This window comes from Sphingomonas sp., from assembly GCF_019746665.1.
Lineage (GTDB): Bacteria > Pseudomonadota > Alphaproteobacteria > Sphingomonadales > Sphingomonadaceae > Sphingomonas.
This window is the reverse complement of the sequence record NZ_JAIERS010000006.1, coordinates 74,129-86,452: the sequence shown is the minus strand read 5'-3', so window position 1 is coordinate 86,452 and position 12,324 is coordinate 74,129. Positions and strand designations below refer to the sequence as shown.

Here is a 12,324-nt window from a genome sequence, read left to right as displayed (position 1 = left end):
AGCCAAGCCGCGCGGAAGGGAACTAGGGAGCGGGACGGGGCGCCTGTGCCTCGGCCAAAATCACCGCGAACAGCGCGTCGGGATCGGTCCATTCGGCGATCGGCGTCCAGCCGCCGGCGCGCAGCAGCAGCCGGGCATCGCGCGGGCCATATTTGTGGCTATTCTCGGTATGGATGGTCTCGCCGGCGGCCATTTCGAACGGGCGCCCTTCAATCTCGAAGCAAATGTCGCGCCGCGCGACTAAATGCATCTCGATCCGAGCGCGCGCGTCGTTCCAGCGGGCTTCATGCGCGAAGGCGTCGATGGGGAGCGTGCCGGCGAGTTCACGGTTGATCCGTTCGATCAGGTTCAGGTTGAACGCGGCGGTGATGCCTTGCGCGTCGTCATAGGCGGGGACCAGGATTTCGGGCGATTTCACCCGGTCCATCCCGATCAGCAGCATCGCGCTTTGCCCGAGCGAGGCGCGCATCGCGCGCAGCAGGTCGACCGAGGCGGCGGGCGCCATATTGCCGATCGTCGAGCCGGGGAAGAAGCCCAGCTTGGGCAGTGCGCTCACCCCGGCGGGCAGCGCGATCGGCTTTAGGAAGTCCCCCTCGATGGGGAGCACCGGCAGTCCAGGAAAACGCGCTGCGAGGTTAGCGGCGCTTTCGCGCAGGAAATCACCCGAAATGTCGATCGGCACATAGGCCGAGGGTGCGACCGCGCGGAGCAGCAGCGGCGTTTTGGTCGACGAGCCCGAACCGAACTCGACCACGGCCCGGCCGTGACCCACCGCCGCCGCAATCGCGCCGCCCTCCGCCCGCAGGATCGCGGTTTCGGTCCTGGTGGGGTAATATTCGGGCAGCTCCGTGATCGCCTCGAACAGTTCTGATCCCCGACGATCGTAGAACCAGCGCGCTGGGATCGCGCGCGGGCGGTCGGTGAAGCCGTTGAGCACGTCGGCGCGGAACTGCGGATCGGCCAGCGAGGCCTGGCCGTCTTCGATTTCGAGCTTCAGCATGACGATCTCCTGGAAGCGCGCTTCAAACGTTCAAGTCGCGCGCTAGACGCAAGCCGGTGAATTGCCAGCGTTGATGGGGATAGAAGAAATTGCGGTAGCTGCGGCGCAGATGCCCGCGCGGGGTGGCGCAGGAGCCGCCCCGCAGCACGAACTGGCAGCTCATGAACTTGCCGTTATACTCCCCGACCGCCCCGGGCGCCGCGCGGAAGCCCGGATAGGGGCGAAACGCCGACCCGGTCCACTCCCAGGCATCGCCGTACCATGCCGGGCGCCCCGGGCGCGGCTCGACCGCCTCGGCACGGTCGAGCTGGTTGCCACTGTCAGGATGCTGTTCGGCCGCCGCCTCCCATTCGGCCTCGGTTGGCAAGCGTGCGCCGGCCCAGCTGGCATAGGCGTCCGCCTCATAGAGGCTGATGTGAGTGACCGGCGCAGCTGGGTCGATCGGGCGGCGACCATCGAGCCCGAAGCGAGTCCAGACCCCATCGTCCTGGCGCCAGTAAAGCGGCGCGACGATGGCTTCCGCCTGCACCCAAGCCCAGCCGTCGGCGAGCCAGTGGCGCGGATCGGCATAGCCGCCATCCGCGATGAACGCCGCCCATTCCCCATTGGTGATCGTTCGGTCGGCGATCGCATAGGGGTGCAACAGCACGGTGTGGCGCGGCCCTTCGGCGTCAAACGCGAAGCCCTGACCGTCATGCCCGATCTCGGCCATGCCGCCGGGTCGCTCGATCCAGCCGATCGGACCCGGCATCGCCACGGGCACCTTGGGATCGCCAGGGAAAAGCGCGGGTTCGAGCGGGTTCTGTGCGAATAGGTGCAAGATATCGGTCAGCAGCAGTTCCTGATGCTGCTCTTCATGATGGCAGCCAAGCTCGACCAGCGCGGCGATCTCGGGCGGCAGCTCGGGTAGCGCCGCAAGCACAGTCTTGGTCACCGCCGCCCGATAGGCGAGTACCTCGGCAAGCGTCGGGCGGGTGAGCATCCCGCGTCGCGGGCGGGCATGGCGCGCGCCTTCCGCCTCGTAATAGCTGTTGAACAGGAAGGGGAAGCGCGCGTCGAACAATGTATAGCCGGATACATGATCGCGCAGTACGAAGGTTTCGAAGAACCATGTGGTGTGCGCCAGATGCCATTTCGCGGGCGAAGCATCGTCCATCGACTGGACGGTTGCGTCGGCGTCCGACAGACCGGCCGCGAGCGCCTCGGTGAGCGCGCGGACGCGGGTGAAGCGCGCAAGCAGCGGATCGGTAGCGATTTTGGTGCTGGTGGCGATCATCGGCATCGCTCCCTTCTTGCCGCCGCAGCCAGGGTCTGGCTTGCAGATTCCGAACCTTAAGGCTGGCGGGAGCCCCCGGGCACCCACAAAGGATCGGCGCCCGCATTGGCGGTGCGTGCCGCGACGAACAAATAATCGGACAATCGGTTCAGATAAATCAGCGCTTCAGGGTTCAGCGGTTCCGCGCGTGCGGTCGTCACCGCGGCGCGCTCCGCGCGGCGCGCGATCGTGCGTGCCACATGCAGCGCGGCGGCGCCAGGGCTACCACCGGGGAGGATAAAGCTGGTGAGCGGCGGCAGCGCCTCATTGAGCGCGTCGATCGCGGCTTCGAGCCAAGCGACCTGCGCCGCGATCATGCGCAGTACCATCGGTCCCGGGGCGAAATCGTCACCGGGTGTCGCCAGATCGGCGCCAAGGTCGAACAGGTCGTTTTGGACCCGTCGCAGCGTCGCCGCGATCTCGCCCTCACCGAGCGCGACAACCGCGACACCGATCGCCGCATTCAGTTCGTCGACCTCGCCGATCGCGTGCAGCCGGGGCGAATCCTTGGCGGCGCGGCTGCCATCGACAAGCCCCGTCGTCCCGTCGTCGCCGGTACGCGTGTAGATTTTGTTGAGCTTGACCAGGGGGTCAGCTGCCCTTGCCGAAGAACAGCAGCAGCACCGTCGCGATCAGAATCGCGACCGCCTGGAAGAAGATACGGCCCTGCATCATCCGGTTCGACTTCATCGCCGAAACGCTCGGACCGCTGCCTTCCAGATCGGCCTTGGTGGTTTGCAGGAAGGTCACGATGCCGCGGACCAGCATCGCGAGGGTGGCGATCATCGCCGCGATCAGCAACAGCCAAAGGAACACGATCATGCGGGCAAGATAGGCGGTTCGCCGGACTTTGCCAGCGTTATTTGCGCGCGCAGCGCGTCGGCGAGCGCACGGCCATCACCATCGCGTAGCCGCCGCTTGGCAAGGCTTGGCGCGCCGTCGCGCTTCGCGAGGCGGCGGCCGTCGGGGCCAAGGAGCAGCGGATGGTGGCAATATGCGGGGGTCGGCAGGCCGAGCAGCGCCTGGAGCAGACGGTGGACATGCGTCGCCGCGAACAAATCCGCACCGCGAATGACGTGCGTCACTCCCTGCGCCGCATCATCGATCGTCGCGGCGAGATGATAGCTCGCCGGTGCATCCTTGCGCGCGAGCACCACATCGCCCTGGGCCACGGAATTGCTCGCGACCGGGCCGGCGAGATCGTCGTGCCATGCGAGCGGCCCTGTCACCGCGATCGCCGCCGCCATGTCGAGCCGCCAGGCGTGCGGTTCGGCCAGACGCCCGACGCGGACGCTGGGGCTCAGCCGGCGGCAGGTGCCAGGATAGATTGGCCCGGCGCTGCCGTGCGGCGCGGCCACGCTGGCCGCGATCTCGCGGGCGATATCGGCGCGCGTGCAGAAGCAGGGGTAGACCAGGCCGCGCGCGCGAAGATGATCGAGCGCGTCGGCGTAAGCGTCGAGCCGTTGCGACTGATGGATCACCGCGTCCCAGCGCAGCCCCAGCCATGCGAGATCAGCGAGAATGGCGGTGACATGCTCGGGCCGGCTACGGATGCCGTCGATATCCTCGATCCGCAGCAGGAAGCGGCCACCCGCCGCGCGCGCGACGTCATGCGCCCACAGTGCCGAGAAAGCGTGGCCGAGATGCAGCGCACCGGTGGGGCTGGGGGCGAAGCGGGTGGTCAGCAAGCGCGACGGTTCCTATTTCGCGACTTCAGGCGTTGTCCGCGCAACGCCGCGAGCGGTGTCGGCAAAACGACGAAACCGGCCATTGACCGCGAGTCGCTGGCAATGTCATGATGACGTCATCCTCTTCGGCGAAAGGCGTCGGCGAAAGGGAAGAAGTATGTACCATCCCGATCTGATCCGGCATCCGGACAGTTGCCCGGCGCTGGTGCTGAACGCGGATTACACCCCGCTCAGCTACTACCCTTTGAGCGTGTGGCCGTGGCAGACGGCGATCAAGGCGGTTTTCCTCGATCGGGTCGATATCGTCGCCTATTACGAGCGGGAGGTGCGGAGCCCCAATCACCGGCTGAAGCTGCCCTCGGTGATCGCCCTCAAGCAATTCGTCAAACCCTCGCAGTTTCCGGCCTTCACGCGGTTCAACCTGTTCCTGCGCGATCGGTTCGAATGTCAATATTGCGGATCGGGCCGCGACTTGACCTTCGACCATGTGATTCCGCGCGCGCAGCAGGGGCGGACGACGTGGGAAAACGTCGTCACTGCCTGCGCGCCGTGCAATCTGAAGAAGGGCGGACGGACGCCGAAGCAGGCGCATATGCCACTGATCCACCCGCCCTTCCGCCCGACGAGCTGGCAGCTGCAGGAACATGGCCGGCGTTTCCCGCCAAATTACCTGCACGAGACGTGGCACGACTGGCTTTATTGGGACGTCGAGCTGGAGGCTTGAGGAGAGATAGAAAGCCCCTCACCCAATGCTCTCCCGCATGCGAGAGAGGGCTTTCCGTAACGATGGCGAGGAAATCATAGCCCTCTCCCGTTTACGGGAGAGGGTTGGGTGGGGGTTCTTCTTCTTCTCAATCCAACCCCAACACCCGCCGCGCGGCCTTCAAATGCGGCGCGTCGATCATCTTGCCGTCGAGCGCGAGCGCCCCGGCGCCGGGGTTCGCCTCGAACGCCGCGACCACCCGCCGTGCGTGATCGAGCTCGGCTTCGCTCGGCGTGAAAGCGGCATTGATCACCGGAACCTGCGCGGGGTGGATCGCCATCATGCCCGTAAAGCCGTCGCGCCGCCCGCGCGCGGCGTAAGCAGCGAGCGCATCGAGATCGCGGAAATCGGGGAAGACCGTTTCGATCGCGGCTACCCCGGCGGCATGGGCGCCGAACAACGTGAGCGAGCGCGCCAGCTCATATGGCGGGGTAAAGCGCCCATCGGCCTCGCGCGAGGTCGCCGCGCCGATCGCCGCCGGCAGATCCTCCGCGCCCCAGGTGAGGCCGAGCAGCCGGTCGGCGGCGGTCGCATAGCTGCCTAGCTGGAAGATCGCGGCCGGTGTCTCGGTCGCGATCGGCAGGATCGGCACGCCCTCGGGCAGCCGCGCGACCGACGCGGCGCCTTCAGCCTTGGGCAGCACCAACCCATCCGGGCGCGCCGGCATGATCGCGGCGAGATCGGCCTCGAATAGCCCTGAATCGAGCGGGTTCACACGCACCAGTCGCGCGCAGCCGCACGGCTCGGCGAGGAAGGCCGCGATTGCTTCGCGCGCATGCGGCTTGCGCTCCAAGGTGACCGCGTCCTCCAGATCGAGGATGAGCGCGTCGGCACCGGTCGTCGCGGCCTTGGCCATGCGATCGGGGCGGTCTCCGGGCACGAACAGTAGCGAGCGCATGGGCATGGCAATCCTCCAGTCATGTGCGCTACCAGCCCACATGGCCGTCGCCAACCAGACGTCTATGCTCTTGATACTTTATACCATCACGTGTAGCCGGGCGTGAATCGAGGGATGCAAAAGGGTTTTTACGTGAAATTGTCGTTGCTTGCGGGCGTCGCGCTCGCCGTATTTGCCGCGCCGGTTGCGGCGCAGGAACTCGCGGACACCTCGGCGGAAGGAACCAGTGCCGCCGGAAACGCGCAGCCCCGCACCGCCGAACAGGGCAAGGAAGTGATCGTTTCCGCGCTCGTCGAACGTTCCGAGCGCGACGTGCTCTCGGGCACCACCGTCCTCACGGGAAGCGAGCTCAACCGGGCGACGCGCGCGACGATCGGCGAGACGCTCGCCCGCCAGCCCGGCGTGTCGGCGACCTCGTTCGGCCCCAACGCCTCGCGGCCGATCCTGCGCGGCCTGCAGGGCGAGCGTATCCGGGTATTGACCGACGGCATCGGCGCGTTCGACGTGTCGAACACCTCGGTCGATCACGCGGTTGTCATCAATCCGCTGATCGCCGAGCGGATCGAGGTGCTGCGTGGGCCGGCGGCATTGCTCTATGGCTCGTCGGCGGCGGGCGGCGTGGTCAATGTGATCGATACGCGCATCCCGCGCCGGATCCCCGAGAACGGCGTCAGCGCCGATCTGATCGCGGGCTATGGCTCGGCGGCGACCGAGCGCTCGGTCTCGGGTCGGATCGACGTCAAGGCGGCGAGCCAATTGGTCCTTACCGCCAATGCCAGCTATCTGGCGAGCGACGACATCCGCATCGGCGGCTTCGCGCTTACCCCGCAGCGCCGTGCCGAAGCGCTGGCGAGTGCGCGCTTGCCACAGCCCCCGGGCGCCGATCCGATCGACTTCGCCGCCAACGCCGCGATCCGCGGGACGCTGCCCAATACCGCGAGCCAGACCTGGACGGCGGGCGGCGGCGCCTCGATCATCACCGATAGTGGCATGATTGGCATCGCCTACAGCCATTATGCCAGCCGCTATGGCCTGCCGCTACGCTACGCGACGCTGCCGGGCCAGGAGCAGGAAGGGCCGCTGCTCGACATCGTCCAGAACCGTGTCGACCTCCGTGCCGAGATCGACGTGAAGGGTCCTGTCATCGAGCAACTGCGCTTCCGTGCCGGCTATGCCCGCTATCGCCATTTCGAACTGGAGCCCGAGGGTGCGATCGGTACCGCTTTCCGTAGCGCCGGGTTCGAAGGCCGGTTCGAGGCGGTGCAGGCGAAGCGCGGCGCATGGAGCGGCGCCTCTGGCGTGCAATATTTCAACCGCGATTTCGATGTTGAGGGCGAAGAGGCATTTCTGCCGCGCAACAACAGCTCGCAGGTCGGCATTTTCACGCAGCAGCAGCTCGATCTCGGCCGCTGGAAGGTGGAGGGCGGCGCGCGCTACGAATGGTCCAATGTCGCAAGCCGGGTGATCGCGGGCGACGAACGCTTCCCAGCGGGCAATCGCGCCTTCGGGGCGGTTTCGGCCTCGCTCGGCGCCTCCTACGCGTTGAACGACCAGGTGCGGATTGGGCTCAACGGATCGCGCACCGAGCGCGCGCCCGCCGCCGAGGAGCTGTTCGCGCGCGGGCCGCACAAGGGCACGCAGGCGTTCGAGCTCGGCAACCCCAATTTCGGCCTTGAAAAGAGCTGGGCGTTGGAGGCGACGCTGCACGCGCATGGCGACGGCTACAGCTTCGACGCGTCGGCCTATTACAACTGGTTCGACAATTTCATCTACGAGAATCAGGTCGATCAGGCGCTGTGCGAGGCCGCCGCGGCGCCCAGCGGGCGCGATGTCGAGCTGCCTTGCTTCCAGCAATTCCAGCGCCGGGCGCGCTTCTATGGGTTCGAGGCGCAGGGCTCACTGCGGGTGGCGCGGGTGAAGGGCTTCGACATCAATCTCGACGCGCTCGGCGATTATGTGCGCGCTAATGTCGACCGGGTTGGGCCGGTGCCACGCATCCCGGCGGGCCGTTTCCTGCTGGGTGCCGAAGCGCAAGGTGAGCGCGCGACCGGGCGGATCGAGGTGGAGCATGTCTTCCCGCAAAACCGCCTCGCCGCGTTCGAGACGCGCACCGCGGATTACACTGTGCTAAACGCCTCGTTCGAGTTCCGGCCGTTCGGCACGAGCCGCACGAGCATTCTGGTCAACGCGACCAATCTGCTTGATGCCGACGCGCGGCGCCATGCCAGTTTCATCAAGGATTTCGCCCCGCTCCCTGGGCGCGACGTGCGGGTGACGCTGCGTTACGGCTTTTAGGGAAGGGCGTCAGCCGCGTTCGGCCAGCGTCCGCTCCCACGCCAACGCATGAGCGACGATCGTGTCGAGATCGTCGAGCCTAGGCCGCCATGGCAGCCGCGCGAGGATCGCGCGGTTGTCGGCGACGAGCGCGTCGGGGTCGCCGGCGCGGCGGCCTTCCAGGCGGCGCTCGATCGTCACATTGGTCACCCGATCGACCGCGTCGAGCACTTCGAGCACCGAATAGCCGCGCCCATAACCGCAGTTAAGCGTCAGATTCTCGCCTGGCGCCTCGGCGAGCGCGCGCAAGGCGTGGACATGAGCGTCGGCTAGGTCGCTTACATGGATATAGTCGCGCACGCCCGTGCCGTCGGGCGTCGCGAAATCGGTTCCGAACACGCTCACGCCGTCGCGTTTGCCGGTTGCCGCCTCGACCGCGACCTTGATCAGGTGCGTGGCTCCCGCGGTGGATTGGCCCGAGCGACCCCGAGGATCGGCGCCTGCGACATTGAAATAGCGCAGTGCGCAATAGTTCATCGGATGCGCTGCCGCCACGTCGCGCAACATCAGCTCGGTCATCAGTTTCGACAGGCCATAGGGGTTGATCGGTGCCTTGGGGCTGTCCTCGGCCACCGGCACCACTTCGGGAATGCCATAGGTCGCCGCGGTCGAGCTGAAGATGAAATGCTTCACCCCCGCCGTGACCGCGCCTTCGATCAGGCTGCGGCTCGCCGCGGTGTTGTTGCGATAATATTTGAGCGGATCGACGACCGACTCGGGCACCACCACCGATCCGGCGAAGTGCATGATCGCGGCGACGCCGTGATGGCGCAACAGATCGACGACCGCCGGGTCTTCCACTGCCATCCGAACGAAGGTCGCGCGCGGATCGACCGCCCAGGCAAACCCGGTGACGAGATTGTCGATCACCACGACGCGGTAGCCCGCATCGCACAGCGCGAGCACCGCATGGCTGCCGATATAGCCAGCGCCCCCCGTAACCAGCACCGCCCCGTCCATCGTATCCCTTTCGATTTTGGCCCCTCGCTCCCTATCTTAGCGGGCGAGGAAATGAAGGAGCTTTTATGGGAACCGAAACCGCGACGCTGGCCGGTGGTTGCTTCTGGTGCACCGAGGCCGTGTTCAACGATGTGATTGGTGTCGAGAAGGTGGAGAGCGGCTATATCGGTGGCCATGTCGCCAATCCGACCTATCGCCAGGTGTGCGGCGGTGACACCGGCCATGCCGAAGCGATCCGGGTGACGTTCGATCCCGACCGAGTGAGTTACGGCGATCTGCTCGACATCTTCTTCGCGACGCACGATCCGACCCAGCTCAACCGCCAGGGCAATGATGTCGGCACGCAATATCGCTCGGCGATCTTCCCGCATTCGGACGCGCAGCGCGCCGAGGCCAAGGCTGCGATCACGCGCGCGGCCGCCAATTGGCCCGCGCCGATCGTGACGACGATCGAGCCGCTGTCGGATTGGTATGTCGCCGAGGATTACCACCAGGAATATTGGCAAGGCGACGGCCAGCGTAACCCCTATTGCATCGCGGTGATTCCGCCCAAGCTCAACAAGCTGCGCAAATCGTTCGCCGCGCGTTCGCGCGCGGCGCAGACGGTGGGGTAAGGTGGCCCGGGCAGGAAGCTAATGCGCCGCCCGTGCGAGCCGATCGTTGATCGCGGCGCCGAGACCCTTGTTTGGGATCGGCGCTACCGCGATACTGGCACGCCCGCTCGCATCGGCGGTGTGAAGGCAATCGAACAGCCGCGCCGCTGCCTCGGTCAGGTCGCCGCTCGCCGAGAGCGTGTCGTCCCCCGCCAGCGCGGCGAAGCCGATCAGCCATTCGTCCGCTTTGGCTGACCGGGCGTTCAGCCGCAGCGGCTTGCCCGGCGCATAGTGGCTCGCGAGCTGCCCCGGCGCGACGATCCCGCCGGGCGCGCTGCCGAGCGGGGCGCCGAGCACGGCTTCGATCGCCGCCGGGTCGATCGGTCCGGGGCGAAGCAGGCGCGGCGCGTTGCCCGGCAGCACGATGGTCGACTCGAGCCCCGCCGGGGTCGGCCCGTCATCGAGCACCAGCGGGATGCGCCCGCCGAGCGAGGCCAGTACATGCGCCGCGCGGGTCGGGCTGATCCGCCCGCTCGCATTGGCTGAAGGTGCGGCGAGCGGCCGGGCTGTCGCCTTGAGCAACGCGCGCATCGCCCGGTGCGCGGGCACCCGCAGCGCGATCGTCGGTAGCCCGGCGGTGACGAGGTTCGCGATCGGCGCTCCCGCGCGACGGGGTACGACCAGGGTGAGCGGCCCCGGCCAGAAGGCGGCGGCGAGCGCGCGCGCGCCCGCGTCGAACGCCCCGAGCGCTTCGGCCGCGCCCAGATCAGCCACGTGGACGATCAACGGATTGAAGCTCGGTCGCCCCTTGGCTTCGTAAATCCGCGCGACCGCCTCGCCCTGTGTCGCGTCGGCGGCCAACCCGTAAACCGTCTCGGTCGGCACCGCGACCGGCTGGCCCTCGGCGATCAGCGCGGCGGCGGTTTGGATCGCAGCCGGACCGAAAGCGAGACATTGCGTTTGGATTGGATGCGCCACGCGTCGGCGCTATAGCCCGGCCAAGACCTGCACAAGAGAGGACGCCCATGCCCTTCACCGCCGCCGTCGCCGATCAGCGCTTCGTGCTGGAGCATATCGCCGGAGTAGGCGCGCTCGCCGCGAGCGAGCGTTTCGCCGCCGCGACCCCCGATGTGGTTGAGGCGGTGCTCGAAGGCGCAGGGGAGTTCGCGGCGGGCGAATGGGCGCCGCTGTCGCGTGTCGGCGATACGGTGGGCGCGCGCTGGACGCCCGAGGGCGTGGTGATGCCGGAGGGGTATCGGGATGCGTACCAAGCCTATGTCGCGGGCGGCTGGGGGACGATCGGCGTGCCCGAAGCGTTCGGCGGCCAGGGCCTGCCGTTCCTGTTGCAGACGGCGGTGCTCGAGACGCTGGGCGCGGCCAATGTCGGTTTCGCGCTCGCCCCGACGCTCACGGTCGGCGCGATCGAGGCGCTGGCGCATCATGGCAGCCCCGAGCAGCAGGCGCGCTACCTGCCGCACCTGGCGACGGGCGCCTGGACGGGGACGATGAACCTCACCGAGCCGCAGGCGGGTTCCGACGTGGGCGCGGTGCGCGCCAAGGCCGAGCCGCGCGGCGACGGCAGCTATGCGATTACCGGGCAGAAAATCTATATCAGCTTCGGCGATCACGACATGGCGGAAAATATCGTCCACCTCGTGCTCGCCCGCACCCCCGATGCACCGGCGGGCACCAAGGGGCTGTCGCTGTTCCTCGTCCCCAAATACCGGCTCGATGCGGATGGGCGGCCAGGGGCGTTCAACGATGTCCGTGTCGTCTCGATCGAGCATAAGCTGGGGCTGCACGCCTCGCCCACTTGCGTGCTCTCCTTTGGCGATAATGGCGATTGTATCGGCACGCTGATCGGCCCCGAATTTGGCGGGATGCGCTGCATGTTCACGATGATGAACAATGCGCGCCTCAATGTCGGCCTTCAAGGCGTGCAGATCGCCGAGCGCGCGACCCAGGCCGCCGTTGCCTATGCGCGGGAGCGGGTGCAAAGCGCGCGCGCCGGGCATGGCGGCGCGCCGGTCGCGATCATCGAGCATCCCGATGTGCGGCGGATGCTGATGCGGATGAAGGCGCAGACCCAGGCCGCGCGCGCGCTCGTCTATCTCGCCGCCGCCCAGGTCGATCGCGCGGCGCTGGGCGAGCCCGGCGCGCAGGCGCGGCTCGATTTGCTCACCCCGCTTGCCAAGGCGCATGGCACCGACATCGGCTGCGAAGTCTCCAGCCTCGCGATCCAGGTGCATGGCGGCATGGGCTATATCGAGGAAACCGGCGTCGCCCAGCATTTCCGCGACGCGCGCATCACCCCGATTTATGAAGGCACCAACGGCATCCAGGCAGCCGATCTCGTGGGCCGCAAGCTCAGCATGGACAATGGGGGCGTTGTCTTGGGCATGATCGCCGAAATGCGGCAGGAGGCAGCGGACGCGGGGCTGGGCCGGCTGATCGAAGCCTGCGACCGCGTCGCGCACCGACTGCTCACCGCCGATATCGAGGATAGGCTCGCGGCGAGCTATCCGTTCCTCACCATGCTCGCGACGGCGATGTGCGGCTGGCTGATGGAGAAGCAGGGCCGGATCGCGGCGAGCGCCGAGGGCGACCCTGAATTTCTCGCGATGAAGCGCGCGGTGTGCGATTTCTATGTCGCGCAGATCGTCCCCGAAGCGCTGGGGCTGGAAGCGGCGGCGATGGCGAGCGCCGCGCAGCTTTACGCCCTGGCGCCAGAGGCGTTCGCGGCTTGACCAAACCGCTCGCGGACTAATTCCGG

General features: G+C 67.3%; 12 protein-coding genes. 4 read left to right on the top strand and 8 right to left on the bottom strand.

Annotated elements, in window-relative coordinates; all coding sequences use genetic code 11:
* Positions 1 to 22 precede the first annotated feature (22 nt).
* Genes egtD through gluQRS form a run of 5 tightly spaced genes read right to left on the bottom strand, consistent with a single transcriptional unit; the run spans position 23 to position 4,003 of the window.
* Positions 23 to 1,000 carry an L-histidine N(alpha)-methyltransferase gene (gene egtD / locus K2X73_RS05370; protein ID WP_294109094.1) on the bottom strand — a complete coding sequence of 326 codons (978 nt, stop codon included), beginning with the start codon at positions 998 to 1,000 and terminating at the stop codon, positions 23 to 25.
* A 22-nt stretch (positions 1,001 to 1,022) separates the two neighbouring features.
* Entirely contained in the window at positions 1,023 to 2,276 is a 1,254-nt protein-coding gene (gene egtB, locus K2X73_RS05365; RefSeq protein WP_294109093.1) for an ergothioneine biosynthesis protein EgtB, read from the bottom strand.
* Between the two features lie 56 nt (positions 2,277 to 2,332).
* On the bottom strand, positions 2,333 to 2,902 hold the full coding sequence (locus K2X73_RS05360) for a cob(I)yrinic acid a,c-diamide adenosyltransferase (protein WP_294109304.1): 570 nt from the start codon (positions 2,900 to 2,902) through the stop codon (positions 2,333 to 2,335).
* Between the two features lie 4 nt (positions 2,903 to 2,906).
* Positions 2,907 to 3,137 (bottom strand): twin transmembrane helix small protein, encoded by a 231-nt coding sequence (locus K2X73_RS05355; protein WP_294109092.1) that lies wholly within the window; start codon positions 3,135 to 3,137, stop codon positions 2,907 to 2,909.
* Complete coding sequence (gene gluQRS / locus K2X73_RS05350) at positions 3,134 to 4,003, bottom strand: tRNA glutamyl-Q(34) synthetase GluQRS (RefSeq protein ID WP_294109091.1); 870 nt, start codon at positions 4,001 to 4,003, stop codon at positions 3,134 to 3,136. The genes K2X73_RS05355 and gluQRS overlap by 4 nt, the downstream gene beginning before the upstream one ends.
* 157 nt (positions 4,004 to 4,160) lie before the next feature.
* Here gluQRS and K2X73_RS05345 point away from each other — a divergent pair, with 157 nt between their 5' ends.
* Positions 4,161 to 4,727: an HNH endonuclease gene (locus K2X73_RS05345; RefSeq protein ID WP_294109090.1), complete on the top strand. Its 567-nt coding sequence runs from the start codon at positions 4,161 to 4,163 to the stop codon at positions 4,725 to 4,727.
* Between the two features lie 127 nt (positions 4,728 to 4,854).
* On the opposite strand, the gene K2X73_RS05340 is transcribed toward K2X73_RS05345, so the two are convergent.
* A complete protein-coding gene (locus K2X73_RS05340; protein WP_294109089.1) occupies positions 4,855 to 5,670 on the bottom strand; it encodes a CoA ester lyase in 816 nt (271 codons plus the stop codon).
* A gap of 126 nt (positions 5,671 to 5,796) precedes the next feature.
* Between K2X73_RS05340 and K2X73_RS05335 the strand changes: the two genes are divergently transcribed.
* The gene (locus tag K2X73_RS05335) at positions 5,797 to 7,959 is read left to right on the top strand and encodes a TonB-dependent receptor (RefSeq protein ID WP_294109088.1); all 2,163 of its coding nucleotides are present in this window, start codon (positions 5,797 to 5,799) and stop codon (positions 7,957 to 7,959) included.
* Positions 7,960 to 7,968: 9 nt separating this feature from the next.
* Here the strand turns inward: K2X73_RS05335 and galE are convergent, their stop codons facing one another.
* Entirely contained in the window at positions 7,969 to 8,958 is a 990-nt protein-coding gene (gene galE / locus K2X73_RS05330; RefSeq protein ID WP_294109087.1) for a UDP-glucose 4-epimerase GalE, read from the bottom strand.
* A gap of 65 nt (positions 8,959 to 9,023) precedes the next feature.
* On the opposite strand from galE, the gene msrA reads away from it, so the two are divergent.
* Complete coding sequence (gene msrA / locus K2X73_RS05325) at positions 9,024 to 9,572, top strand: peptide-methionine (S)-S-oxide reductase MsrA (protein ID WP_294109086.1); 549 nt, start codon at positions 9,024 to 9,026, stop codon at positions 9,570 to 9,572.
* An 18-nt stretch (positions 9,573 to 9,590) separates the two neighbouring features.
* On the opposite strand, the gene K2X73_RS05320 is transcribed toward msrA, so the two are convergent.
* Complete coding sequence (locus K2X73_RS05320; protein ID WP_294109085.1) at positions 9,591 to 10,529, bottom strand: L-threonylcarbamoyladenylate synthase; 939 nt, start codon at positions 10,527 to 10,529, stop codon at positions 9,591 to 9,593.
* A 47-nt stretch (positions 10,530 to 10,576) separates the two neighbouring features.
* Here K2X73_RS05320 and K2X73_RS05315 point away from each other — a divergent pair, with 47 nt between their 5' ends.
* The gene (locus K2X73_RS05315; protein ID WP_294109084.1) at positions 10,577 to 12,298 is read left to right on the top strand and encodes an acyl-CoA dehydrogenase; all 1,722 of its coding nucleotides are present in this window, start codon (positions 10,577 to 10,579) and stop codon (positions 12,296 to 12,298) included.
* The last annotated feature ends 26 nt before the right edge of the window (positions 12,299 to 12,324 follow it).

Excerpts from the sequence above, each read along its gene's own strand:
- egtB (WP_294109093.1), bottom strand. The coding sequence starts at position 2,276 with ATGATCGCCACCAGCACCAAAATCGCTACCGATCCGCTGCTTGCGCGC.
- K2X73_RS05315 (WP_294109084.1), top strand. The coding sequence starts at position 10,577 with ATGCCCTTCACCGCCGCCGTCGCCGATCAGCGCTTCGTGCTGGAGCAT.
- K2X73_RS05345 (WP_294109090.1), top strand. The coding sequence starts at position 4,161 with ATGTACCATCCCGATCTGATCCGGCATCCGGACAGTTGCCCGGCGCTG.
- msrA (WP_294109086.1), top strand. The coding sequence starts at position 9,024 with ATGGGAACCGAAACCGCGACGCTGGCCGGTGGTTGCTTCTGGTGCACC.
- K2X73_RS05355 (WP_294109092.1), bottom strand. The coding sequence starts at position 3,137 with ATGATCGTGTTCCTTTGGCTGTTGCTGATCGCGGCGATGATCGCCACC.
- K2X73_RS05340 (WP_294109089.1), bottom strand. The coding sequence starts at position 5,670 with ATGCCCATGCGCTCGCTACTGTTCGTGCCCGGAGACCGCCCCGATCGC.
- egtD (WP_294109094.1), bottom strand. The coding sequence starts at position 1,000 with ATGCTGAAGCTCGAAATCGAAGACGGCCAGGCCTCGCTGGCCGATCCG.
- galE (WP_294109087.1), bottom strand. The coding sequence starts at position 8,958 with ATGGACGGGGCGGTGCTGGTTACGGGGGGCGCTGGCTATATCGGCAGC.